Source organism: Cupriavidus sp. Met-2 (assembly GCF_049843575.1).
Lineage (GTDB): Bacteria > Pseudomonadota > Gammaproteobacteria > Burkholderiales > Burkholderiaceae > Cupriavidus > Cupriavidus metallidurans.
This window is the reverse complement of record NZ_JBBHZL010000002.1, coordinates 604,578-624,475: the sequence shown is the minus strand read 5'-3', so window position 1 is coordinate 624,475 and position 19,898 is coordinate 604,578. Positions and strand designations below refer to the sequence as shown.

The following is a 19,898-nucleotide window of genomic DNA, read 5'->3' as shown; positions in this document are numbered from 1 at the left end:
GGTTGAAAGTCGAAAAAGCGTCAGGCGGCACTGATCGATGGCTTTGGGCCAATCCGCGCTGGCTGACGGAGGGAAAATTGAGGGACATGGCCTGGTGGGCGCATGTCCCTCATGGGGTGGCGAACGACAAGGTGGTGATATTCCGGAAGCCGGCTCACCAACCGCTGTAGTTCACCAGCAGGTCGGCGATGACCTTGCGGCGTTGCAGATCGAGACCGTCGAAGTCCGACAGTCCTTGGAAGTGGCAGCGTTTGAGCATGGCACCGCCCTCGCGCGCGTTGTAGAAGCTGAACATGGCGGACAGGAACATGCGTTCTCCGCTGCTCAGGACGCCGAGAGCGTCGTTGGCACGCAGCATGTCGGGACGCAGATCCCACTTGCTCTTGGCCTGGTTCAGGCCTTCGCGTGTGCCGTCGCCAAACCATTGCGGGCCAGCGATCTCGACACCGCGCTTCCAGGCCTCGAAGAAGGCTTGGGGCGCGGCGGCGAAATGCTGCTCTTCCCGCATGATCTGATCGACGACTTCCTGTGGCAAAAGCTGGTTCATGACGTGATTCCTCCAGTTGGATCAGGGCGTGGCGAGCTGGGACCAGCCGCCTCTTTCTAGGGCACGTTGAGCCGCGACATAGCTGCGGAAGTACTCGCTGGATTCCCGCGAAACGGGACCTTCGGTATCGCGCGTGCCGATGTAGTGGCCGGCGGCGCTATGCAGGACTTCGAGCGGCAGGAACTTGCCGCAATGGATCAAGGCCAACTGGCCGAAAGAGGCTTGCTGGGACATGGATGGGCTCCTTGGAGAAGCGAGGGCCTTGTCCCTCACGGGATGGCAGCTCCCGCATGCGGTTGAGAAAAAGCATCGGCGTCACGAGGACGCGCGTCCGCAGACTCGATGCGATGGCGGACTGGCGGGTGGCGCGGAGAGAATCCGCGGCAGCCTGGAAACCCTGGCTGCTGGCATGGTGCTGACGGATCAGCGACACATGCAGGCAGCTTCGTGCGCGAGTCGAGCCACGTCAGCCGGAAATCGGCACCTGCTACAGCCCCGATTGGCGAACGTGGAAAAAGAAAGCCCCGCAGCAAGTGCGGGGCTGTCAGGACGGGTAGGAGAAGCTGGATCGATGCCGCTGCACACACTGCCGTACAGCAGTTGCGCGCAATATTGAGGGTGCATGTCATCTCTCCTGTTCGTGTGGCCCAGGCCAATGGCCGGACCGGGACGTTGATGGGCAGGAAAAAGGCGCCGAAGGCCCTGCGGCCTTCGGCTCGGGAGGAAAGAGGAGCCACCCGTGGGCTGATTGGCAGGCCCGGTCGTCGCTAGAACCGTCTGCTCTCAGCAATCACACCCGGCCCATGTCGTGGCTGGGGCCGGCATCGTCTGGCGCACATCCGCGCACAAAGGGAGCCCGTTTTTGCACCGGCGGGCACCGGCACCGATTACCGCTGACCACGAAGGGTCTCCCGGTGGCTCGTGCACGCTGGCAAGCCACCGGGAGACCCTTCGCAGAGGGCGGAAGAAACGCAGATCAACAGAACGCGCGTGGTGCGGCTCGCAGAGAAGCTACCTTCAGGTCCCGCGGCCGGGGACGGCTGGGCGGGACGCGCACACAAATCAAGAAGGCGTTGCGCGCTGGGCGTCCCGCAGGGCATGCGGGACACGGGCCACGCCGCCGAAGGCGGGCACGGCTCACGGGGAACGGGATCGGTCAGGAGCCTTTGCGGCCGCTACGGCGCGGGCGCGAGGCGGCGCGCTTGGAGCTGCCGGATTCGACCGGCAGCGTGCCTTTGCAGTCCGGGTAGCGACTGCACGACCAAAACGGGCCGCTCTTGCTGCTGCGCTGGCGCGTGGGTGCGCCGCACTGCGGGCATGTCGGCCCTTGGGGAGCCTTGATAGACAGGGACGCGTTGCCGTACTGCGCGATCAACTGCGAAATCCATGCGGCCTGCTTGCCGATGAACACATCCAGCGTGAGCTGGCCGGCTTCGATCATGTCGAGCGCTTGTTCCCAGACGGCGGTGGTGCCGGGGTCGGCAATCGCCGCAGGCACGGCATCGATCAAGGTGAAAGCCGCATCCGAGGCGCGGATGGCGCGCCCTTTCTTTACGAGGTAGCCGCGGGCGATCAGGCCGCCGATGATGTTGGCCCGGGTCGCTTCGGTGCCGATGCCGACCGTATCCTTGAGCTTCTGCTTCAGGCGGGGATCGGACACCAGCTTGGCGACGCCTTTCATAGACTTGACCAACTCGCCTTGCGTGTACGGTTTGGGCGGCAGCGTCTTGAGTGCCTTCAGATCGATATCGGCCACCTGACATGCCAGACCTTCGTGCAGCGCCGGTAGCACCTGGGCGCGGGCCGCGGTGTCGCCGTCGCCATCGCCGTCCTCGGACTGCGGCTCGGCCAGCACCTGGCGCCAGCCCGGCGTGACAACCTGCTTGCCCGTGGCCGCAAGGTTCTGCCCACCGCACGAAAGCTTGGCCACAGTATGGTCGAACTCGTGGTGAGGGAGGAACTGCGCTAGGTAATGCGCCCGGATGAGCCTGTACACGGCCAGTTCCTTCTCGCTCATGGCGGAGAGGTTCGCCGGTTCGAGCGTCGGGATGATGCCGTGGTGGGCCGTGACCTTGCCATCGTTCCAGGCGCGCGAGCGCTGCAAACGGTCGAGCTGGCCTATGATCGAGCGCAGCGAGGGATCGGTCTTAAGCAGGCTGTCGAGAACGGTGGTCACTTCGGCAAACATGCTCTCGGGCAGGTAGCCGGAATCCGAGCGGGGGTATGTCGTGGCCTTGTGCGTCTCGTACAGGGCCTGGGCGATCTCCAAGGTTTCCTGCACGTCCAGCCCGAGCTGCTTTGAACACACCTCCTGCAAGGTGCCCAGGTCGAACGGCAGCGGCGGGCCTTCGCGCACGCGCTCGGTCTCAACCGACACTACGTGGGCGCTGCCCGCAGCGCGGATCTGCTGCATGGCCTGCTGTGCGACCGGCTGCTGCAGGCAGCGGCCTGCGTCGTCGGTGCAGGCATTGGGTGGAACCCAGTGCGCGGTGAAAGCCTGGACACCTGCGGACAGGGACACGACGATGGCCCAGTACGGCACGGACACGAAGGCTGCGATCTCGCGGTCGCGGTCCACGACGAGCTTGAGCGTCGGGGTCTGGACGCGGCCGACCGACAGCACGCCGTCGTAGCCGGCCTGCCGCCCCAGCACCGTGAACAACCTACTGAGGTTCATGCCCACCAGCCAATCCGCACGGGATCGCGCCAGCGCCGAGTGGTACATCGGCAGCGTCTCGGCTGAGGGCCGTAGCTTGCCGAGGGCGGCGCGGATGGACGCATCGTTGAGTGCCGACAACCACAGCCGCTCGATGGGGCCGCGGTAGCCGCACAGTTCGATGATCTCGCGGGCGATCAACTCGCCTTCGCGGTCGGCATCGGTGGCGATGACAAGCTGGGTCGCCTTCGCCAGAAGCGCCTTGACGACCTTGAATTGCGTGGCGGTCTTCGGTTTGACCTCGACCCGCCAATGCTGGGGAATGATGGGCAACTGCTCGATGGACCAGCGCTTCAACTGCTCGTCGTAGGCTTCGGGCGTAGCGGCTTCTACGAGATGGCCGATGCACCAGGTGACGGTGACGCCGGAACCGTTGAGACAGCCTTCACCGCGCTGTGTGGCGCCGAGAATCCGGCCAATGTCTTTGCCCTGGGAGGGCTTCTCGCACAAGAACAGCCGCATATCCGTTCATCCGATTCCCATGGTTCATGGAGTTGCTGGGATCGAGGATGCCGAGCACCACCGGGGGCAGCAGCAAACAAGCGGCACGCGGCGGCGACCGCTTTCACGGGATGGAAGGGCTTGTGCGGTAATGGCGAGTGGCCGGAGGTATGCGGTTCGGGAGCGGCGATTCGCGGGAACGCGTGGAAGTCGGTGGACGTTGATGGAGCTATCCCCTGGGGATAGCTCGCGGCGCATGGAGGGCGGCGAAGCGCTGCGGCAGCCGCCCTCCATGCCGGGTCACTTCCGGCGCTTCGTCTCTTTCGGCGCGGTCGATTCCTGGTCGGCCTGCGGCTTCGGTTCTGCCTCCTGTGGCTTCGGGCTGAGGACCACAGACTCGATGCGGTACGGCAAGATGCCTACGCTGCGCGCATTGACTTGCCAGGTCTCGCGTGGCTGATCTTCGTTGTCCGTCCAGGGCTCGCGCTCCATGCGGCCGATGACCAGCACCCGCATACCCTTCTGGTAGAGGCGCTGCCAGTGCTCGGCGTCGCGGTGCCAGATTTCCACCGGCGCCCAGAAGCCGCCACGGTCCTCAAAGGTGCCATCCTTCTTGGGAACGGGGTTGTCGAAATAGACGTTCAGGCGCAGCAGGCGGTTGGGCTCGTCGTTGCCATTGGGGAATTCGCGGTACTCCGGTGGCGAGCCGATATTGCCTTCGCCAGAAAAATGCGTGCTCATGATGTGATCTCCGTGGTGGTTGAAATACCCGTGCCTCATCGGCGCCGGGTGCGTGCTGGGATGTCTGGCGCAATCACCGATCGCGCATTGCGGTTGGGGTGGACTTGAGCCGGCGCAGGTATGCGTTGTCCGCTTCGGCCGCTTTGCTGGCGCATTCCTGCGCCTGCCTGCCCAAGGTGTGCAGCAGGCTGATCTGCATGTTCAACGTGATGCGCTGTAACTCGATCGCGTGCAGGTCGGCCAGCAGGTTGACCGGCGTGCTGGTGCTCGCCACCAGTTCCTGCCACAGCGCCACGCCCATGGCCGAGCGGTCGTGCTTGCGCCAGCGAAGGAACGTCGTTCCCGCGCCAGTTATCTGCTGGGCCAGCTCGACGGGAAGCAGGTGGAAGGGATGCCCGCACGCCTGTGGCAGCACCTGTCGCTGCGCCAGGGCAATCAACTCGTCGCGCATGGCGAAGCACTGGCTGGCCCAGGCCTCGAAGTCCCCTTTACCTTTAAAAGGCTTTAAAAGGCCTTTTAGAGAGGCCGCGTGTTCCAGCCGCATGAAGGCTGGCTGTTCCAGACCACGGAAGTAGCGAGGTTCGCGGTTCGGGTCGCTCATGCCTGTTCGTCCTCGCCGGTGCTGGCCTCGGCCGGATCGGCGGCAGTGCCTTCGTCGCTGGGAGGTGCGGCTGCGGCAGCGCTATCACTGCGCTGTTGCAGGCCGCGGCGCACGACGGGCGGCGCAAACTTCGAGCGGCGAGCGCCTTCGAGCACGTCCTGCGGCAAGTCGCCGAACTTCTCCAGCGCCGCCCGCGCTGCGGCGTTCTTGGCCGCGAAGTCGTCGCGGGTGCATCCCGAGTAGCGGTACTGCTGGGCCAGGCTGAACAGGCTGCGCAGCGTGTGAGCGCCTTCGTTGAGCCACCGCTCCAATGTCGAGCGATCGATCAGCGCGGTGTGATGGGCGAGGATCAGCTTGCGGGCGATGTCGTCATAGTCGGCCAGGAGATAGACCGCGGCAAAGCCGAGCTGCGCGTTCACGAACAAGGGGAGCTTCACCGGTTGCACGTTGAGGTTCTCGCCCAGGCTCAACGCCGCTGGCACGCCGGCCAATGCCTGGTCCACCTGCTCGCGCAGCGATTGCAACGTGGTCTTGGCCTGGTCGAGCTTTTCCTCGATGCGCAACATCCACCAGTCGCTGTACGGGTCATCCTGTTCCGAGCCGCGCTTCATCTTGTTCATCACGGCGATGTAGCCGTTCAGGCCGACGATGCCGGGTCGCCCCTCGGCGGCGGCGCGGCCATGCCAGATGCGCGATGCGTGGTGGGTGTGAAGCGTCAGCGACATCGCGCTGCGCAAAGAGCCGAGATTGAGTTGCAGAGGTTCGTTGGTTGCCATGGTGTCCGCTCGCTTGGGAAAAGGAGCGGTCAGGATCGGCATGCAGCGGAAGGCAGTCAGTCAACAAACCGAAATGAACTGGTCCCCGGTTGTCGTGGTGGTGGCGGCCCGCAATGCGAGCTATCCCCAGGGGATAGCTCCATCAAACGCCACAGAGCGCTGCTCGCGCAGATGGTGGGTGCGCTCAGGAACCGGACGCCACTGCAGCACCGTGGACAGAAGCACCCAGCCTGTGTCTTTCGGTGTTACGCCTTGCATCACATCTATCCCCAGGGGATAGCTCTACTGACGGCCACGGGCGTCTGCTTCACGCCCTTGTCGCTCGTCGCGCTCAGCTACTGCGCAGAAGGTCGCGCAGCCGGTCGATGTGCTGCCGGGCTACCTCGGGCGGAACTACATTGCGCGGTGGCTCAGGCGGTGCATCTCGTGCAGGGGCAGGTGGCGGTGCTGACCCAGCTTGCCTGGCCCATGCGTTGAACTCGCCACGGATGGCACGTTGGATGATGCCGAACAGGTAGCCTGCCGGGTTGCGGATGGTGCTGCCACGACAGCGATCCGCCCATTCGTCCAGCACGGCCTGGCGTAGCGGGGCATCGACCTGCTGCAATGCCACCATGGCGCCGGCCTGCTGTTCATCTTTCAAGCCGAGAAAGCGATCAGGCAGACGAACTCCCGGCATCGCGCGCGCCTGCCCACGCTCACGCGCGGTAGTACGTACTTCATTAATACGACTACTACGTACAGTACGGTCCTGTTTCGGATTCCGAAGAGCGCCGTCTGCTGCGTGTTTTGGCCCTGCTTCGGAATCCGAAGAGGGCCGATCAGAATTCCGAAGAAGGCTCGGCGCCCCTTCTTCGGAATCGTGAACCGTGTCCTCCTGTGGATAACTCTCCTGCGACCCAATGCCTTGGCTTGCGAGGCGTTCGGCAAGGACCTGCAGCCGCGAGGGCAGCATGCGGCCAGACAGCAGCGGGTCTTCGGCGATCTCATTGAGCGTGTGCAAGCCCACGACCTGAACGGCCCTGGCCGAATGGCCCAGGGCTTGGCTGACGAGCTGCAGGTAGTCCGGGTCGAGCTGCATCGCCTCGAACGGGGTCAGGGGCTCATCGTGCAGGACGTAGAGGTTGCCGAGGATGCGCCCGGTCTTGGGGTCGCGCCTGCGGCGCACGAGACTCAACCAGCGCGTCAGGCGCAACAGCGTCAGCGCCCGTGCCACGGTCTCGTGGGAGGCCTGTCCGGCGCAGGGCATTGACGCGAGCCACGGGCGAAGTTGCTCATACGTCGGAAACGCCGTGACGCCATCCTCGTTGAGCATCATCCGGAAGACTTGCCAGGCATTGCGTTCCAGCGGCGTCAGGCGTCGGTCGAGGAACAGCCGTCGCGGCACGCTCTCGTGCCGATTTCCACTGAACAGGAAACCGTCGCCGGTTGCAGACACAGGAGACGTCGCGGATGCGAAGGCGGGAGCCGGTGCTAGTGGGCGAGGTTTCGGTGCAAGGTCTTTCAGCGCGCTGTCGAACAGATCAGCGAGGGCGACCGGACCTTGGCGTGGTGCTCGTGGTGCAGCGTCGTCCACGGCCATGATTCAACCCAGTCCCTGATCGATCCAGTTCTTGATCGCAGCCCAGACCACCGACAGCGGCAGCTCCATGCCTTCGGCGAGGTCCATTGCCGCATCAAGAACCGAGGTCTCATCCTCCAGCTCGACGTTCCTGCTGCTGGTCACGACCTTCCAGCGCCGCCACAGCTCGGTGTCCTGCTCCTCGTCCAGAACCGGATGGCGCCCCTTGCGTTTGGGCAGGCCGAGAACTTCGCGCCGAAGTGCGACTTCCTGATGTGTCAGCCCGTAGAAGCGGCTCACCATTTCGGTACTGGCACCCAGGCGCAGCATGCGATCGACGGTGGCGATCTCCTTCTCCACGTCCTGCGCCTGTTTGAGCAATCGCCGGAGCACTTCCCGGTTCACCGAGACAGAGCACCAGGAGACGTTGGCATTGGCCAGCACGCTGATCAGCGCCGGATGCTTGAGCGCATCCAGCTCTTCCTCGCCGAACCCCATCGCCTTGCAGCGACGCAGTTGCCCGTTGCGTAGGTCGTAGAGTGCCTGCGCGATGACGGCCTGGTTGAGTGGGTTCGGTGCGGACATGCAGGCCTCCCTCGCTCAGATCCCAGAACCGACAGCGCCGGCTTCCAGATCCAGCAGGCGCCGGGCCAGCCGCAGCAGACGAAACAGCTTGACCAGCGCGGTGTCGCTCAATCGCCGGGCCCCGCCGTCACGACGTTGACCCTGGCCGTGCAACAGCGCTGGCAGGTCTGTGATGAGTTGCCCGCTGTCCAAGCCGACGCCGGCTGGCTGCTGACCGGCCAGGGAAACCAGTAGTGCGAGCACGGCGCGTGCGAGCGGCGACGAAGCCTGGGCTGGGGCACGACACGTGAACCCGATGCCATCAGAACGATCCTCGACACACGCGTCCAGGTCGGCCTCGCCCGCGATCTCGCGCGCGAACTGCGCGATGTGGATGCGCAGGCGGTCGGGTGTGTCGAGGCCAGGGTCGATATACCAGATGTCCGAGATGGGATAGAGGCCACCGGCCTGCACGGGAATCGACTGCAAGACGTTGGCCGAGAAGTCGGGCGGCAGCGCATCGCCCAACTGGTCGGCGACCATGCGCTGGATGGACTGGAGCCGCTCCGTCGTGGGTGCCGGAGAGATGATGTGCTCGTCAAGCAGACCGCCATTCGCTGCCGCAGGGCTGGCTGCGGATGCCTCGCTCGGGGCCCCATCGTCCCGGGGCCTTGTCGGCGCGTCGGCAGAGTGGCCCGCAGAAGGTGCAGTTGTAGTGGGGGGCGGTGCCGGTTCGATCGGCGGCCGTGCGATGGCCCCAGGCTCGGGCAATGCCGGCGGCGCCGATGGCGGGGTTGGGTCGCTGACCAGGGCGCGGTGGCGGCTCTCGGATTCGGTCAGGTCCAAGGCGAGCACGTCGTAGTCGATGCCCAGCAGCTCGGACATCTGACCGATCAACTCGTCCTGCACACGCGGCGGCGAGAACTCGTCGGGCTGGACATCAAATTGCGACAGCGCCTCCAGAAAGAAGCTGTCGAAGTCCAGCGGCAGGGAGCGGCCTTTGGCATAGTGCTCCCACGTGCGTTCGCTGGCTTTGCGCATGACCGACAGCCGCTCGACCTGGTGGCGGCCGAGGCCCCCGTATAGGACGGTCGGGATCGCGGGCAGCAGGTAGCGCACCGCGTCAGCCATGCGGCTGATGTGCGACTGCTGGACTGGGAAGCCGTCGGCGGCCAGGCGGCGGGCCAGCTCGGACTGGCTCAGGGTGGTGCCGCTTTCAGCCTCATAGAACTCGCGGGCTTTCTCGACGCCCAGGGCGCGCTCGATGAACGTGAGGCCGCCGCGTAGTTCGTTCTCGGCGAGGTGCCCGGTCAGGGCGACGATCTCTCCGCGCGCAGGCCACGGCCGGAACAGGCACGATATGCGGAAGAAGCGTTCGTCCTTGGTCTCCGCCCAGAGTTCACGCAGGATCGCCAGCCTGGTGTTGCCGCCGTTGCGGATGATGTAGTGCGCCTCGCCAGGACGGCGTGTGATCGCTGGCGCCGCGTCCAGGCCGCGCTCTCGGATGGAGGCCTTGATTTCATCGTAGGCCGAGTTGCGCTTTTTGCGGGGGTCGTGGTCGTAGGGCCGCAACTGGTCCAGCGTCACGACCATCGGCGTGTCGGCGATCGGGTCGCTCAAGGCCGTGGCCGATGGCCCACTGCGCTCGAACCCGGCGGCAAGCAGCTTGCCGGCCATGTCCTGGGAGGTCATCTCAGCCATGACCACATCCCTCGGCGTTGACGGCCCGGGCCATGCGGGCCTCGCGCTCGGCGCGGCGGATCTGTGCACGGGCGTTGAGATCCGCCCGGTAGTCGCTCGCTGTTGAGCTGGTGTAGATGGCGGCGCAGCCGGCCTTGGTGAACTTGAGGTGTCCGCCCCGTGTGCGCTTGACGTGCCAGCCTTCGCTCACCGCAAACTCAATCAGGGCGCGCAGCCGTTTGTGGCCGCGGGCCAGTTCATGTGCGTTCGCCATGTGACCTCCCGGTTTCAATGGAACGAGGAGGACGGCCGGACACGAGGGCAAATCTGTCTTGCCACTGTGGGAACAGTTCGCCGGCGAGCGCGCGCATGGTGTCGAGCGCGGCGGGCGCAACTCTGCCCGGCGGCTGGCGATGCTCGACGCGATGCACCGGCAGGCCGCGGGTTGCGGCGCGCGGATAGGCCTCGATGGCCGGCACGTCGGTGCCCAGCACGCATATGCCGGCATGGTCCTGGAACAGGTCGCGCAGCGCCTGCTGGATCATCCGTGCATTCGCGGACACGGGGTGGACGCGATTGATGAGCAGGTGCAGGGATGGCGGTTCGATGCCGAGGTGCCGGTATGGCGCGATGTCCTCCAGCAACTGCATGGTGCCGCGTCGCAGTTCGCGGGCAGCGAGAATTTCCGGGGTCACGGGCGACAGCGCCAGGTCAGAGGCGAGCACCGCCATCTCCAACAGCACCGAGCGTGCACCCTGGGTGTCGATCAGCACCAGGTCATAAAGCGGCGCCAGCGCCGGCAGCAGGTGCCGCAGTCTCAGGCGTCCGTCTGGCGCGTGCAGTAGCAACGTGTTCAGTTCACCCCGGTGATCGTTCGAGAGCACCAGGTCCAGGCCCGCGATGATGGTGCGGGACACCAACTGATCGAGGGCGCGTTCGTTGAACGCCAGCAACTCATAGATACCGCCGGCAGCGCGGTGTGCCAGCTCGTAATAGGACGACAAGGTCGGCTGCACGTCGAGATCGAGCAGCAGCACACGCAGCCCCGCGTCCGCGGCGAGGCCGCCGAGGTTGGCGGCCGTAGTCGTCTTGCCTACGCCGCCTTTCGTTGAAATTATGGATACGACCTGCATGGCGCTCTCCGTTTGGCGATGGGAAAATCGAGGGGGAGCGGGTCAGGTCCGGTTGTTGAGGCGTTCGGCGATCCACTGGTCGATCTCGACCGAATCCCAGCCCACGGCGCGCACGCCCAGGCGCAACGCCTGCGGAAACTGGCGCTTCTTCATCAGGTTGTAGATGTGGGCGCGTTTGAAGCCGGACTTCGCTTCAACTTCATCGAGCCGCAGGATGCGGCGCTCGTGCGGTGGCAGTACAGGTATTTGCGACATGGCGGTCACTCCTGAACGCTCAGTAGCGTTTGTTGGCGTGACCTCTATTCAATAGACATGGCTGCGGAAAAACATTGCAAATGCAATCTCCGCGACTGCACATACAAGATGGAAGAATTCACGCGGCTGCGCTACGGACATTCTTCCTGGCATTGGCGAACTTGCCGTTCAAGGTTCGCTCCGTGATGCCCATGGTGCCGCCATAGTGGGCGAGCAATGCGGTGACGATGGCCTCCTGCGTCTTGAAGCTGGAGTACGGCACGCCGGATGGGGATTGGCTCAGCATCAGCGTCAGCATGCCGCCGATGATGTTCAGGTATGTAGTTTCCGCCCGATCACTGATCACGCACTGCTTGGGAGCCAGCAGTACGGCGGACTGCTTTAGCAAGACTTCGTGTTGCTGTTGCAGTTCGCGCATCTCGCGTCGGCTATGGTCCAGCGCGGCCTGCAGAGCCAGCCGTTCCAGCAGGATTGCCTGTCCTGTCTCGATGGTGATGAAGGGATGCACCATGCGCTCGCCGCGACTGAACAGAAATCCCGGCCGATGCTCGGGATAGTGGGTGCGCATCCACCGCTTCAGATCGACATGGCGGACGGTCAGATCGAGTGAACTCACCAGATCTGGGTCATTAAGTGTGATCCCGTTCTTGCCGAAGGGTAGTTCGGCGTTGAGGATACCGTCGTAGATGCGTTCCGAGTACAGCCGACACTCGTTCCATCGCGGGCAGTCCAACATCTGCGGCAGACAACGCGGTGATGCGATCGATGCGACGATCACCGCTTCGTACCGCAACAACCCAGCCCACCGTATGGCAGCTTCGATGGGACGATAGAACACCTTTGATAGTGGTGGCTCCTTGTGCATGTTTTCGTCTCCTTTCGGAAGCGCTACATCACCGGCTCCTTCTTGCCCCACCAAGGGGCTGTTTTTTCGTTATGCCTGTGGCTGATGCCTGGGGCGATGCCCTGGAACATGGACGGAAGAGATCATGGCACCCGTCACAGGTGGTTCTCTCTTGCTCGATATGCAAGAATTGACCAGTTGCCGGTCCGTCGAGTAATAAGGAAGAAGCACGCTCGACAATTGCGCTCACGGTGCCAGCGTCATGGGGTGCGTCAAGCACATCAAGACCGATTCGATATGGTCTGATATCCCCACGGTTTCACAAGGCGCAGGGGATTGCATCCGCTGCTCCACGTCCAGAGGGACCTGGAGAAATCCGCGCATGTCATGCTTGTTTCGGCATCCTGATATATCGACATAGCATCTTGCGGCGAAGCATTTTGCTTGGTTCAATCCAACGCACTTTGCGTTCACGCGCCTGCGGTGTGGGCCAAACATGGTCACATCGCATCAGGATGCAGTGCAGTTCTATCGCCCGCTAGGCATCCTGCCTTCCCTTGAACTAGTCCGTGGTGCGAGAAGGCATCCGCCGCTCTTGATAGAAGCATCTTGCTGCCGCGATGACTTTGATGGGCGTGATGCGCGGAACATAGTCCAAGAACTCGACGGCGGTATGCCGCGAAGCCATGAATGACTTGCCCGCTGATTCTTATCCATTAATTCAATAATTGTTGTACTATCGAATCATGAACGAAGATCAAGCCGTTTCCGCCCTGAGCGCCTTGGCGCACACCCAGCGCCTGCGTGTGTTCCGCGCCCTGGTCGTCGCCGGCCCGGAAGGACTCACGCCCAGCGTGCTGGCCGACCAGCTCGACGTGGCCCGCAACACCTTGTCCTTCCATCTGAAGGAACTGGCCCACGCCGGCCTCGTCAGCATCGAGCAGCAAGGCCGCAACCTGATCTATCGCGCCGAATACGACCACATGAACGGCCTGATCGGCTACCTGACCGAGCATTGCTGCCAAGGCGGAGTGTGCGAGGTTTCCGAATCCACCCGCTGCGACTGCTGACGCCATGACCGACACGATCTACAACGCATTGTTCATTTGCACGGGTAATTCCGCCCGCTCCATCCTTGCCGAAGGCATGCTCAACGAGCTGGGCAAGGGCCGCTTCCACGCTTATTCGGCGGGCAGTCACCCCAAGGGCGAGGTTCATCCGCTGGCACTTGCCACGCTGGAGCGGCTGCACCTGCCGACGACCGGCTACCGCAGCAAGAGCTGGGACGAGTTCGTGGCACCGGGTGCGCCGGTGTTCGACTTCATCTTTACAGTTTGCGACAACGCTGCTGGGGAGGCTTGCCCGCTGTGGCCGGGCAAGCCGGTGTCGGCGCATTGGGGCGTCCCTGATCCGGCAGCCGTCGAGGGCACTGAGGAGCAACAGCGCAAAGCGTTCCTCGACGCCGCGATCACGCTGCGCCGACGCATTGAACTGTTCCTGTCGCTGCCGCTCCAGCGCCTGGACGCCATGTCGTTGCAGCGCGAGCTGCGCGACATCGGCCGCCAGTAAGGGCGGCGCGATGACTACAGAAACCGAAGCGGCCGGTCACGCGCCGGCCGCATCTGCCATGAGCAGCTTCGAGCGCTATCTGACCCTGTGGGTGCTGCTGTGCATCGTTGCCGGCATCGCGCTGGGCCAGTTCGCGCCGGGCGCGTTCCAGGCCATTGGCCAGCTGGAAGTCGCCCAGGTCAACCTGCCGGTGGGCTTGCTGATCTGGGTGATGATCGTGCCGATGCTGCTGAAGGTGGACTTCGGCGCACTCGGCCAGGTCAGGCGACACTGGCGCGGCATCGGCGTCACGCTGTTTGTGAACTGGGCGGTCAAGCCGTTTTCGATGGCGCTGCTGGCGTGGATCTTCATCCGCCATGTCTTCGCACAGTGGCTGCCGGCCGGGCAGCTGGACAGCTACATCGCCGGGCTGATCCTGCTGGCCGCCGCGCCCTGCACGGCGATGGTGTTCGTGTGGAGCCGGCTGACCGGCGGCGATCCGGTGTTCACGCTGTCGCAGGTGGCGCTGAACGACACCATCATGGTGTTCGCCTTCGCGCCCGTCGTCGGCCTCCTGCTGGGCCTGTCGTCGATCATCGTGCCATGGGCCACGCTACTGGTGTCGGTCGCGCTCTACATCGTCATTCCTGTCATCCTCGCGCAGCTCTGGCGCCGGGCGCTGCTGCGCCGGGGTCAGGTTGCGTTCGACCGGGCGCTGGAACGTATTGGCCCGCTGTCGATCGCCGCGCTGCTACTGACGCTGGTGCTACTGTTCGCCTTTCAGGGAGAGGCCATTATCCGGCAACCGCTGGTGATCGCCATGCTGGCGGTGCCGATCCTGATCCAGGTGTTCTTCAATTCCGGGCTGGCGTACTGGCTCAACCGCAAGGTAGGCGAGAAGCACAGCATCGCCGGCCCCTCGGCACTGATCGGCGCGAGCAACTTCTTCGAGCTGGCCGTGGCCGCCGCCATCAGTCTGTTCGGCTTCCACTCGGGCGCGGCGCTGGCCACCGTGGTTGGCGTGCTGATCGAGGTGCCGGTGATGCTGCTGGTGGTGCGCGTGGTCAACCGCTCGCGCGGCTGGTACGAGCGCCAAGCGTAATCATGGACAACACCATCCCGCGCTCTCGCGGCTGGCTGATTCCCTCGCTCGGACTGACGCAGATCGTCGCGTGGGGGTCGATGTTCTACGCCTACGGCGTCCTGATGCAGCCCATGCAGGACGAACTCGGCCTGTCCAAGCCCGCCATCGTCGGGGCTTATTCGGTGGCCTTGCTGATCTCGGGACTGCTTTCGACCGCGGCCGGCAGCATCATCGACCGCATCGGTGGACGTCTGCTGATGGGAAGCGGCGCCTTGCTGGCCGCCGTCATGCTCGCGTGCCTCTCGCGGGTACACAACGCGACGGAGCTTTACCTCGTGTGGGCCGGTATCGGCGTGGCCATGAGCGCGACCTTGTACCAGCCGGCCTTCGCGGTCATCACGCAGGTCCATGGCAGCAACTATCGCCGGGCGATCACGCACCTGACGTTGTTCGGCGGTTTCGCCAGCACGGTATTCTGGCCGCTGACGCAAACGCTGTTGCAACACGTCGGCTGGCGCGAGGTCTGGTTGATCTATGCGGCCGCGAACCTGCTGATCTGCCTGCCCATCCATGCCAGCCTGCCAAAGGGACGCGGCCCGGCACACGGCACACCCCCAGCGCGGACGGAAACCCGATCCCGCAATCTCACCGCGGTCATGCGCGAACCGGTGTTCTATCTCGTCACGGCGGCTGTGACGCTGAATGCACTGGTGTTCGCGGCGATGTCGCTGCACATGATCCCAGTCTTGCAGGCACATGGCATCTCTGCCGCAAATGCGGCCTGGGTCGGTGCGCTGATCGGGCCAATGCAGGTACTCGGCCGTGTGGTGCAAGCCACGGTCGGCAAGCGGGCCAGCACGCGCCAGGTCGGCATGGCGGCCATCAGTCTGCTGCCGCTGTCATTGCTCCTGCTCTTTGCTTCCGAGCAGTGGCTGCCGGTGTATGTCGTGTTTGCCGCGCTCTACGGCATCGGCAATGGCGTCATGACGATCGTACGAGGCGCCTTGCCCGCCGAGCTGTACGGTCGGGCCGCTTATGGCGCCATCAGCGGCGCGATGGCGACACCCGTGCAGATCGCAGTGGCCGCCGGCCCCTTCGTGGCCTCGCTGCTGTATTCCGCCGGCAACGGCTATCCCGGCACGCTGCTGGCCCTGACCGGCATCAGCGCGGCGGGCGCGATCCTGTTCGGCTATGTGATCAGGCATCTGCGCCAGCAATCCATGCTTCTCTCGAACGAAGGCACCTCGACATGAGCCACATCACGATCTACCACAATCCCGATTGCGGCACGTCACGCAACGTCCTCAGCCTGATTCGCAACAGCGGCGAGGAACCGGCTGTCATCGAATATCTGAAGACACCGCCCGACCGCGACATGCTGAAGGCGCTGATCGCCGCGATGGGCATCCCGGTACGCGCGGTGCTGCGCGAGAAAGGCACGCCGTATGCGGAACTCGGCCTGGGAGATCAGAAGTGGAGCGACGAGCAATTGATCGACTTCATGCTCCAACATCCGATCCTCATCAACCGACCTATCGTGGTCACGCCGCTGGGCACGCGCCTGTGCCGCCCGTCGGAAACAGTGCTCGACATCCTGCCGCAACCGCAGCGCGGCGCGTTCAACAAGGAAGACGGCGAGCCGGTAGTGGATGTGGAGGGCCGTCGTGTCTGAATCCCGTCTCGACCTGCCGAACATCGACGCCGCATTGCTCCAGCCGCCGGACATGGAACGGCTACTGGCACCCGAACGTTCCACCCATGCGCCACGCTTCCTGCTGCTCTACGGCTCGCTGCGCGAACGCTCGTTTAGCCGACTGGCCGCCGAAGAGGCAGCCCGCGTGCTGCGGGCGTTGGGCGGCGAGACGCGGCTGTTCAACCCGTCGGGCCTGCCGCTGGTGGATGACGCGACCGAGGATCATCCCAAGGTCAGGGAACTGCGCGAACTCGCGCAGTGGGCCGAGGGTATGGTGTGGAGTTCGCCGGAGCGCCATGGCGCGATGTCCGGCCTGATGAAAACGCAGATCGACTGGATTCCGCTGTCAGTCGGCGCGGTGCGTCCGACTCAGGGCAAGACGCTGGCAGTGATGCAGGTGTCGGGCGGCTCGCAATCTTTCAATGCTGTCAATCAGATGCGCGTGCTGGGCCGCTGGATGCGGATGCTGACCGTCCCCAACCAGTCCTCGGTCGCCAAGGCGTATCAAGAATTCGATGAAGCGGGACGCATGAAACCGTCGGCCTACTACGACCGCATTGTGGACGTGATGGAGGAACTGATGAAGTTCACGCTGCTCACGCGCGATGCGTCGCCGTATCTGGTGGACAGGTATAGCGAGCGCAAGGAAAGCGCCGAGGCGTTGACCAAGCGCATGCAGCAGGCGGTAATCTGATAACCCCTGATTCCATTCGCCTATCGCCGCACGACGGCCTTGGCCACTGGAGGCCCCATTGCATCGCGACAGCATCGTAGGGCGGTGCGACTGCGAAAAGAGCAGTCCTTGGACTTCAATGGAAGTCGTTGGATGAACTTTGTTGCCGAGGGCGAAAAACAAGGCTATAATTCAGGCCTTCGCTGCTCACCACAGCGGAGAAAGTGATTGGGAAACAGAGACTTATCGCTCTAGTGCATGACTCGTTTCCCGCTCCAATCCCAAAGGGAAGCAGCGCTTCCCTTTTTCTTTCTCGGGATTGCCTCCGGGTTGTGGCCATGTCGGTGACGACGGTCGCAACGAATGCGGATACAACCCAGCATCGTCACCTGGCGGGGTGGCAGAGTGGTTATGCAGCGGCCTGCAAAGCCGTGTACGCCGGTTCGATTCCGACCTCCGCCTCCAGTCTCAAGCAAAACGGCGCCCGATGTGGCGCCGTTTTGCTTTTCGGTCTTTCCCTAATTCAGTTTCTTTGGGATATCGCGGATTTTTTGCGACTTCTCTCACATTGGCTTGCGTGGTGCGCGTGTTACATTACGTCAGGCCGTACCGCATTCGGGACGACGCTTGGCGTGGCAATCCACCTCGCGTAGTTGTATTCCGATGCACTCTCCTTGCCGTGGAGCGTTGCGCCGCAATTGGCGCCCGCGCGTCGCGGTCTGCTCTTCCCGTACTATCCGTCTCTTCCTTGTGCCCTTCGCGGGGGCATGATCTCGTCGTGCGATGCCCGTAAGGGCGGCCACGAGGGGCGGGTGGTCCCCAGAACATCGAGACAACCATAAAGGAACCCCAGACGCATGCATCACGCCACCCCGCTCATCAGCACAATCGTCGGCGGTATCGTGCTGGCGTTCATTCTGGGTGCGATTGCCAACAAGTTCAGGCTACCACCGCTGATCGGCTATCTTTGCGCGGGCATCGTCGTGGGGCCGCATACGCCTGGCTACACGGCAGATCAGACGCTGGCGCCGGAGCTTGCGGAGCTAGGCGTGATCCTGCTGATGTTCGGCGTCGGGCTGCATTTCTCGGTCAAGGACCTGATGGCCGTGAAGCGAATCGCCATTCCGGGGGCGATCGTCCAGATCAGCATCGCCACGGCTCTCAGCATGTTGGTGGCCTGGGGGTTCGACTGGTCCTGGGGGCAAGGGCTCGTGTACGGGCTGGCACTCTCGGTGGCCAGTACCGTGGTGCTGCTGCGCGCGCTGCAAGAGCGCGATTTGATCGAGTCGCCACAAGGCCGCATTGCCGTGGGCTGGCTGATCGTCGAAGATCTCGCGATGGTGCTGACGCTGGTGTTGCTGCCGGCCATGGCGCGATTGCTTGGTGGCGGTGATGCCAATGCGACAGCGCCGACCACGATGGAGGTACTGATCGAGGTCCTCTCCACGCTTGGCAAGGTGGCCGCGTTCGTCGCGGTGATGCTGGTGATTGGCCGGCGCTTCATTCCGTGGATGCTTGAGCGCATTGTCTGGACCGGTAGTCGCGAGTTGTTCCGCCTTGGGGTGCTGGCCACCGCGCTGGGTGTGGCCTTCGGCGCCTATGCGTTGTTCGGCGTGTCGTTTGCCCTCGGCGCCTTCTTCGCCGGCATGGTGCTGGCCGAATCGGAATTCAGCCATCGCGCGGCAGAGGAATCACTGCCGCTGCGCGATGCCTTCTCGGTGCTGTTCTTCGTCTCGGTGGGCATGCTGTTCGACCCAATGGTGCTCGTCAACGACCCCTGGGGGGTGCTGGCGACGCTCCTGATTATCGTCGTCGGCAAGTCGCTCGCCGCGCTCGGCATCGTGCGGGCCTTTGGCCTGAATAACCGGACCGGTCTGACGATTGCCGTGAGCCTCGCACAGATCGGCGAGTTCTCCTTCATTCTGGCCAGCCTCGGTGTCTATCTGGACATCCTGCCAGAGCGGGGGCAGGCGCTGATCCTTGCGGGTGCATTGCTGTCGATCGTGCTCAATCCCGTGCTGTTTCACCTGCTCGACCGCTACACCGCGCGCGAAGACAAGCAGGGCGATCCGCAACCTGCCTGATCGGTTGCCGTGCTGTCAGGCGCCGAGACTTGGCGCCACGCCTCGCAGGTACTCGGTAAACGCAAGCAGCCCCTGGGTGGGAAACTTGTCCTGGTGGACGACCAGCTGGAGCGGGCGGATCACGCGGGGCAGGTCGCTTCGTAGTGCGACGAGCAGCCCACGCTCGATTTCGTCGCGTACGACGTGCAGCGACAGACAACTGACGCCGAATCCGCTCATGACGGCGCGCTTGATGGCTTCTGCATTGCCGAGTTCCAGTGCAAAGCGCAGCGCGCCCAGTTCGGGTACCAGGCGGGCCTCGATGATTTCACGCGTGCCGGAACCTGGTTCTCGCACGATCCAATCTGCGTCGCGCAGCATGTCGTGAAACTGCGGCGATTGCTTTCCCGCGACGGCCAACGGATGCGTAGGCCCAACGACCACCACCATCTCGTCATCGCACCAATGCACGCTGCGCAGATCGCGCTCCTGGCTCGTGCCTTCTATCAGGCCGATGTCGGCCTCGAACTTCATCAGTGACTGCAACACATCCTGCGTGTTGCCGATGCGGAGGTCGAGTGCGCATGGGCCAGTCTGGGCATTGCGGAAGCCCGCCAGCAAGGCGGGCAGGATATAGCTGCCGATGGTGTTGCTGGCGGCGATGCGCAGTTGGACACCACCTTCCGAGGCGAAGCGCTCCAGTTCCTGCGCCTGATCGAGTAGCGATAGTGCGCGGGGAAAGAACTGCCGTCCCGCTTCATTGATCGCAAGGCGTCTGGCCACCCGGTCGAATAGCGCCCCGTTCAGTGCCCGCTCGAGCTCGGCCAGCGATGCGCTGACGGCCGATTGCGACATCGCAAGGGCGTCGGCCGCGGCGATTGTGCTGCCGTGCTGGGCCACAGCCACGAACACCTGCAGTTGGCGCAAGGTAAGGCGTAGCGGGCGCTGATCCATGATTTATCGATATTTAGGGTTATG

General features: G+C 63.9%; 21 protein-coding genes and 1 tRNA gene. 8 read left to right on the top strand and 14 right to left on the bottom strand.

What is annotated here, in order from left to right:
* Nucleotides 1-154 precede the first annotated feature (154 nt).
* The 13 genes from WD006_RS08105 to WD006_RS08045 form a co-directional block, all read right to left on the bottom strand.
* The gene (locus WD006_RS08105; protein ID WP_009876579.1) at nucleotides 155-547 is read right to left on the bottom strand and encodes a hypothetical protein; all 393 of its coding nucleotides are present in this window, start codon (nucleotides 545-547) and stop codon (nucleotides 155-157) included.
* A 21-nt stretch (nucleotides 548-568) separates the two neighbouring features.
* Nucleotides 569-781: a hypothetical protein gene (locus WD006_RS08100; protein ID WP_009876578.1), complete on the bottom strand. Its 213-nt coding sequence runs from the start codon at nucleotides 779-781 to the stop codon at nucleotides 569-571.
* 922 nt (nucleotides 782-1,703) lie between these two features.
* Complete coding sequence (locus WD006_RS08095) at nucleotides 1,704-3,725, bottom strand: DNA topoisomerase III (protein WP_009876577.1); 2,022 nt, start codon at nucleotides 3,723-3,725, stop codon at nucleotides 1,704-1,706.
* A gap of 279 nt (nucleotides 3,726-4,004) precedes the next feature.
* Nucleotides 4,005-4,445 (bottom strand): single-stranded DNA-binding protein, encoded by a 441-nt coding sequence (locus WD006_RS08090; RefSeq protein WP_009876576.1) that lies wholly within the window; start codon nucleotides 4,443-4,445, stop codon nucleotides 4,005-4,007.
* Between the two features lie 73 nt (nucleotides 4,446-4,518).
* Nucleotides 4,519-5,046 carry a DUF3158 family protein gene (locus WD006_RS08085; RefSeq protein WP_011871437.1) on the bottom strand — a complete coding sequence of 176 codons (528 nt, stop codon included), beginning with the start codon at nucleotides 5,044-5,046 and terminating at the stop codon, nucleotides 4,519-4,521.
* Entirely contained in the window at nucleotides 5,043-5,822 is a 780-nt protein-coding gene (locus tag WD006_RS08080) for a PFL_4669 family integrating conjugative element protein (RefSeq protein ID WP_011871436.1), read from the bottom strand. The genes WD006_RS08085 and WD006_RS08080 overlap by 4 nt, the downstream gene beginning before the upstream one ends.
* A gap of 331 nt (nucleotides 5,823-6,153) precedes the next feature.
* Nucleotides 6,154-7,404 carry an STY4528 family pathogenicity island replication protein gene (locus tag WD006_RS08075; RefSeq protein ID WP_011871435.1) on the bottom strand — a complete coding sequence of 417 codons (1,251 nt, stop codon included), beginning with the start codon at nucleotides 7,402-7,404 and terminating at the stop codon, nucleotides 6,154-6,156.
* Between the two features lie 3 nt (nucleotides 7,405-7,407).
* Nucleotides 7,408-7,968 carry a DUF2857 domain-containing protein gene (locus WD006_RS08070; protein WP_009876573.1) on the bottom strand — a complete coding sequence of 187 codons (561 nt, stop codon included), beginning with the start codon at nucleotides 7,966-7,968 and terminating at the stop codon, nucleotides 7,408-7,410.
* 15 nt (nucleotides 7,969-7,983) lie between these two features.
* Nucleotides 7,984-9,648 carry a ParB family protein gene (locus WD006_RS08065; RefSeq protein ID WP_009876572.1) on the bottom strand — a complete coding sequence of 555 codons (1,665 nt, stop codon included), beginning with the start codon at nucleotides 9,646-9,648 and terminating at the stop codon, nucleotides 7,984-7,986.
* Nucleotides 9,641-9,901 carry a hypothetical protein gene (locus tag WD006_RS08060; RefSeq protein WP_009876571.1) on the bottom strand — a complete coding sequence of 87 codons (261 nt, stop codon included), beginning with the start codon at nucleotides 9,899-9,901 and terminating at the stop codon, nucleotides 9,641-9,643. The genes WD006_RS08065 and WD006_RS08060 overlap by 8 nt, the downstream gene beginning before the upstream one ends.
* Nucleotides 9,885-10,760 carry a ParA family protein gene (locus tag WD006_RS08055; RefSeq protein WP_011871433.1) on the bottom strand — a complete coding sequence of 292 codons (876 nt, stop codon included), beginning with the start codon at nucleotides 10,758-10,760 and terminating at the stop codon, nucleotides 9,885-9,887. Before WD006_RS08055 ends, WD006_RS08060 begins: the two co-directional genes overlap by 17 nt.
* Before the next feature lie 42 nt (nucleotides 10,761-10,802).
* Nucleotides 10,803-11,015, bottom strand: a complete 213-nt coding sequence (locus WD006_RS08050) for an AlpA family transcriptional regulator (RefSeq protein WP_009876569.1) — start codon at nucleotides 11,013-11,015, stop codon at nucleotides 10,803-10,805.
* Nucleotides 11,016-11,133: 118 nt separating this feature from the next.
* Nucleotides 11,134-11,880 (bottom strand): hypothetical protein, encoded by a 747-nt coding sequence (locus tag WD006_RS08045; protein WP_011871432.1) that lies wholly within the window; start codon nucleotides 11,878-11,880, stop codon nucleotides 11,134-11,136.
* 725 nt (nucleotides 11,881-12,605) lie between these two features.
* On the opposite strand from WD006_RS08045, the gene WD006_RS08040 reads away from it, so the two are divergent.
* From WD006_RS08040 to ybaL, 8 genes are all read left to right on the top strand, one after another.
* The gene (locus tag WD006_RS08040) at nucleotides 12,606-12,929 is read left to right on the top strand and encodes an ArsR/SmtB family transcription factor (RefSeq protein ID WP_009876567.1); all 324 of its coding nucleotides are present in this window, start codon (nucleotides 12,606-12,608) and stop codon (nucleotides 12,927-12,929) included.
* A gap of 4 nt (nucleotides 12,930-12,933) precedes the next feature.
* Nucleotides 12,934-13,428, top strand: coding sequence for an arsenate reductase ArsC (locus tag WD006_RS08035; protein ID WP_009876566.1), 495 nt, complete (start codon nucleotides 12,934-12,936; stop codon nucleotides 13,426-13,428).
* A gap of 10 nt (nucleotides 13,429-13,438) precedes the next feature.
* Nucleotides 13,439-14,509 (top strand): ACR3 family arsenite efflux transporter, encoded by a 1,071-nt coding sequence (arsB, locus tag WD006_RS08030; protein WP_011871431.1) that lies wholly within the window; start codon nucleotides 13,439-13,441, stop codon nucleotides 14,507-14,509.
* 2 nt (nucleotides 14,510-14,511) lie between these two features.
* Nucleotides 14,512-15,744 carry an MFS transporter gene (locus WD006_RS08025; RefSeq protein WP_009876564.1) on the top strand — a complete coding sequence of 411 codons (1,233 nt, stop codon included), beginning with the start codon at nucleotides 14,512-14,514 and terminating at the stop codon, nucleotides 15,742-15,744.
* Nucleotides 15,741-16,163: an arsenate reductase (glutaredoxin) gene (arsC, locus tag WD006_RS08020; protein ID WP_009876563.1), complete on the top strand. Its 423-nt coding sequence runs from the start codon at nucleotides 15,741-15,743 to the stop codon at nucleotides 16,161-16,163. Before WD006_RS08025 ends, arsC begins: the two co-directional genes overlap by 4 nt.
* Nucleotides 16,156-16,878: an arsenical resistance protein ArsH gene (gene arsH, locus WD006_RS08015; protein ID WP_011871430.1), complete on the top strand. Its 723-nt coding sequence runs from the start codon at nucleotides 16,156-16,158 to the stop codon at nucleotides 16,876-16,878. The genes arsC and arsH overlap by 8 nt, the downstream gene beginning before the upstream one ends.
* Nucleotides 16,879-17,248: 370 nt before the next feature.
* A tRNA-Cys gene (locus WD006_RS08010) sits at nucleotides 17,249-17,322 on the top strand.
* 392 nt (nucleotides 17,323-17,714) lie between these two features.
* Entirely contained in the window at nucleotides 17,715-18,941 is a 1,227-nt protein-coding gene (gene ybaL / locus WD006_RS08005) for a YbaL family putative K(+) efflux transporter (protein ID WP_011516989.1), read from the top strand.
* Nucleotides 18,942-18,956: 15 nt separating this feature from the next.
* Here the strand turns inward: ybaL and WD006_RS08000 are convergent, their stop codons facing one another.
* Nucleotides 18,957-19,874: a LysR family transcriptional regulator gene (locus WD006_RS08000; protein ID WP_029307409.1), complete on the bottom strand. Its 918-nt coding sequence runs from the start codon at nucleotides 19,872-19,874 to the stop codon at nucleotides 18,957-18,959.
* Between the last annotated feature and the right edge of the window lie 24 nt (nucleotides 19,875-19,898).

Coding starts and splice junctions, on each gene's coding strand:
- WD006_RS08080 (WP_011871436.1), bottom strand. CDS start 5,822: ATGGCAACCAACGAACCTCTGCAACTCAATCTCGGCTCTTTGCGCAGC.
- WD006_RS08075 (WP_011871435.1), bottom strand. CDS start 7,404: ATGGCCGTGGACGACGCTGCACCACGAGCACCACGCCAAGGTCCGGTC.
- WD006_RS08065 (WP_009876572.1), bottom strand. CDS start 9,648: ATGGCTGAGATGACCTCCCAGGACATGGCCGGCAAGCTGCTTGCCGCC.
- WD006_RS08055 (WP_011871433.1), bottom strand. CDS start 10,760: ATGCAGGTCGTATCCATAATTTCAACGAAAGGCGGCGTAGGCAAGACG.
- arsC (WP_009876563.1), top strand. CDS start 15,741: ATGAGCCACATCACGATCTACCACAATCCCGATTGCGGCACGTCACGC.
- ybaL (WP_011516989.1), top strand. CDS start 17,715: ATGCATCACGCCACCCCGCTCATCAGCACAATCGTCGGCGGTATCGTG.
- WD006_RS08050 (WP_009876569.1), bottom strand. CDS start 11,015: ATGTCGCAAATACCTGTACTGCCACCGCACGAGCGCCGCATCCTGCGG.
- WD006_RS08085 (WP_011871437.1), bottom strand. CDS start 5,046: ATGAGCGACCCGAACCGCGAACCTCGCTACTTCCGTGGTCTGGAACAG.
- arsB (WP_011871431.1), top strand. CDS start 13,439: ATGACTACAGAAACCGAAGCGGCCGGTCACGCGCCGGCCGCATCTGCC.
- WD006_RS08095 (WP_009876577.1), bottom strand. CDS start 3,725: ATGCGGCTGTTCTTGTGCGAGAAGCCCTCCCAGGGCAAAGACATTGGC.
- WD006_RS08045 (WP_011871432.1), bottom strand. CDS start 11,880: ATGCACAAGGAGCCACCACTATCAAAGGTGTTCTATCGTCCCATCGAA.
- WD006_RS08090 (WP_009876576.1), bottom strand. CDS start 4,445: ATGAGCACGCATTTTTCTGGCGAAGGCAATATCGGCTCGCCACCGGAG.
- WD006_RS08040 (WP_009876567.1), top strand. CDS start 12,606: ATGAACGAAGATCAAGCCGTTTCCGCCCTGAGCGCCTTGGCGCACACC.
- WD006_RS08035 (WP_009876566.1), top strand. CDS start 12,934: ATGACCGACACGATCTACAACGCATTGTTCATTTGCACGGGTAATTCC.
- WD006_RS08070 (WP_009876573.1), bottom strand. CDS start 7,968: ATGTCCGCACCGAACCCACTCAACCAGGCCGTCATCGCGCAGGCACTC.
- WD006_RS08100 (WP_009876578.1), bottom strand. CDS start 781: ATGTCCCAGCAAGCCTCTTTCGGCCAGTTGGCCTTGATCCATTGCGGC.
- WD006_RS08000 (WP_029307409.1), bottom strand. CDS start 19,874: ATGGATCAGCGCCCGCTACGCCTTACCTTGCGCCAACTGCAGGTGTTC.
- WD006_RS08025 (WP_009876564.1), top strand. CDS start 14,512: ATGGACAACACCATCCCGCGCTCTCGCGGCTGGCTGATTCCCTCGCTC.
- WD006_RS08105 (WP_009876579.1), bottom strand. CDS start 547: ATGAACCAGCTTTTGCCACAGGAAGTCGTCGATCAGATCATGCGGGAA.
- WD006_RS08060 (WP_009876571.1), bottom strand. CDS start 9,901: ATGGCGAACGCACATGAACTGGCCCGCGGCCACAAACGGCTGCGCGCC.